Raw genomic sequence first — 2,709 nt, forward strand, 5'->3', positions numbered from 1 at the left:
GATTGGACCCTCTGACTTGGGGTTGATGTTCATGCCGCCTGTTTTTCCTGCTCATTGGCACGTTTCGCAACCTGTTCGTTTCCCATCCAAAGAAGAACAAACCAAAATCGCCTCTTTTCTTTCTGCAGTGGATGAGAAGATTAGCCAACTCACGCAAAAACATGCGCTACTCAGCCAGTATAAACAAGGCATGATGCAAAAATTGTTTAGTCAGCAGCTTCGTTTTAAAGCGGATGATGGTAGTGAGTTTGGGGAGTGGGAGGAGGTTGCTTTAAGTAAAGTTTCTGATGTTCGGGATGGAACACATGATTCTCCGTCGTATGTTAAAGACGGTTATCCACTCATTACTTCAAAAAATCTTAAGAATGGGAAGCTTGATTTAACTGATATCAATTTAATTTCTGAAGATGATTATTTAAATATTAATAAACGTTCAGCAGTAAATATTGGTGATATTATTTTTGGGATGATTGGAACAATAGGTAATCCAGTACTTTTAAACTCAGATGGTTTTGCTATAAAAAATGTAGCACTCATAAAAGAGAAAGATGAACTTTTAAATATTTATCTAATCCATTATCTAAATAGTAGTTTTTTTGCTAAACAAGTAGCTTTGCTTAATGCAGGAAACACGCAAAAGTTTTTGGCTTTGGGACAAATTCGTTCATTATCAATTCATAAGCCACAATTAGCTGAACAAACCAAAATCGCCAATTTCCTCTCTGCGATTGATCAAAAAATTGAAGTGGTGGCACAGCAAATTGAACAAGCGAAAACTTGGAAAAAAGGCTTGTTGCAGCAGATGTTTGTGTAGAGGGATCTCATGTCTGAATGGTTATTTCCTGTTAATCCTGCAATTTATGATATAGATCGTGCTTATCATGATGCACATCAAATATGTTGGGCAAAATACGATTTTGAATTCCAAATTAATGACATTCTATTTTTGTATGTGACAGAGCCAATAGGAAAAATTCAATATCAATATCAAGTTGTTGGATTTGCAGGTCAATCTGATTTGCCAGAAAAAGATAGAGAATATTGGTTAGATCAAAAAGAATTAGAGGCATATAAAGGTGATTACTTTCTAATTCAACCAATTGAAAAAGTTGAGAAAGCATCACTGTCTAGACGATATTTAGCCGAACTAGGTCTAATCACACCAAAAGATACTTTGCAGTCGCATAAGACCACTAAATTTGTAAAAGGTAAATCTTTAGATAAGGTTGAAGCACATAAAAAATTGCTTAGTTATATTGCTGACCAGTTTAGTAATGTTGAAGAGACCAACTATCCTGATGAAGCAGGTGTGAATAGCCCCAAATTTTTTGAAGGCAAAAAACTAACTGTTACTGTAAATGGCTATGAGAGATGTCCCAAAGCGAGAGCTGAATGTATTGCCATTTATGGGACTCGTTGCTATGTCTGTGGCATGAGCTTTGAACATACCTATGGCTCATTTGCTAAAGATTTTATCCATGTACATCATATTGAGCCATTAAATACGATTGGTGAAGAGTATGAGGTTGATCCTAAAGAAGATCTAAGACCTGTCTGCCCAAATTGTCATGCAATGCTGCATAAAACCGAAAATGGTATTCCAATGACAATTGAGAGATTAAAACTTTTATATAGCGTTTCTTTGAGGAATCCGCTTAGACAAACATTTGAAGAATAAATAATTCGAGATTTTTAATGCAGCTTTATCAAACCCAAGCACAGTCATTAGTAGAACTTACAGAAGATCCTTTTCGTTTGGAAAGAGAAATTCAAAGCCTGTTTGAAAACAATCTTTACAGTTTTACAGGTCTGGAATTCATCAAGTCTGAATTCACCATTAAAAATAACCGTATTGATACACTGGCTTTCGATCCTGAAAGCCAAGCTTTCGTAATTATCGAATATAAGCGAGAACGCAATTATAGCGTGATCGATCAAGGCGTTTCTTATCTGAATCTGATGCTCGACTATAAGGCAGATTTTATCGTTGAGTACAATGAGAGCCAGAGCAACCAGCTGAAACGTCAGGATGTGGATTGGTCACAAAGTCGAATCATCTTTGTTTCACCGAGCTTTACCGACTTTCAAAAGCAGTCCACCAATTTTAAAGATTTGGGCATTGAGCTGTGGGAAATCAAACGCTATCAAGGTGGAATTGTTTCAGTCAATCCATTGCAGAAAGCCAAATCAGCCCCTTCAATCAAGCAAGTGCAAAAGGTTGAGTCTGAAGATATTCAAAAGATTGCCAAAGAAATCCAGCAATATGATGAGGATCATCATCTTGCAGATAAGTCTGATGATATTAAAGAATTGTACGAGCAGTTTCGTGATGCAATTCTTAACTTGTCGCCTGATTCAGAAATTAATCCTAAGAAACTTTATATTGGATTCAAAAAAGCAAAAAGAAATTTCACGTATATCGAAATTCAGAGAAAATTCTTACGTTTGACTTTGAATGCAAAAATGGGATCAATCGATGATCCTAAAGGGCTATTAAAAGATGTATCAATGATTGGTCATTGGGGAGTTGGTGACTATAGATTAGACGTATCTGATACAGAAAATTTAGAATATATCTTGAGTTTAATTAAACAAACATTGAAGTGAATAATTTAAGATTTTAGAGGGAAAGGAAATGACAGTACAAAGCGAATATCAACTTGAAAATGAACTGATTAGCCAGCTCAAGCAATTGGGATATGCTGCGGT

At 35.8% G+C, this 2,709-nt stretch carries 3 protein-coding genes; all 3 read left to right on the top strand.

Annotated features, from left to right (window positions below):
• Nucleotides 1-814: restriction endonuclease subunit S (locus HHA41_RS12840; RefSeq protein ID WP_252726737.1), on the top strand; the 814-nt coding region annotated here is incomplete at its 5' end.
• A gap of 9 nt (nucleotides 815-823) precedes the next feature.
• Nucleotides 824-1,678, top strand: a complete 855-nt coding sequence (locus HHA41_RS12845) for an HNH endonuclease (RefSeq protein ID WP_166138773.1) — start codon at nucleotides 824-826, stop codon at nucleotides 1,676-1,678.
• 17 nt (nucleotides 1,679-1,695) lie between these two features.
• Nucleotides 1,696-2,607: a DUF5655 domain-containing protein gene (locus tag HHA41_RS12850; RefSeq protein ID WP_168461950.1), complete on the top strand. Its 912-nt coding sequence runs from the start codon at nucleotides 1,696-1,698 to the stop codon at nucleotides 2,605-2,607.
• Nucleotides 2,608-2,709 lie beyond the last annotated feature (102 nt).

Source organism: Acinetobacter sp. A1 (assembly GCF_012371315.1).
GTDB lineage: Bacteria > Pseudomonadota > Gammaproteobacteria > Pseudomonadales > Moraxellaceae > Acinetobacter.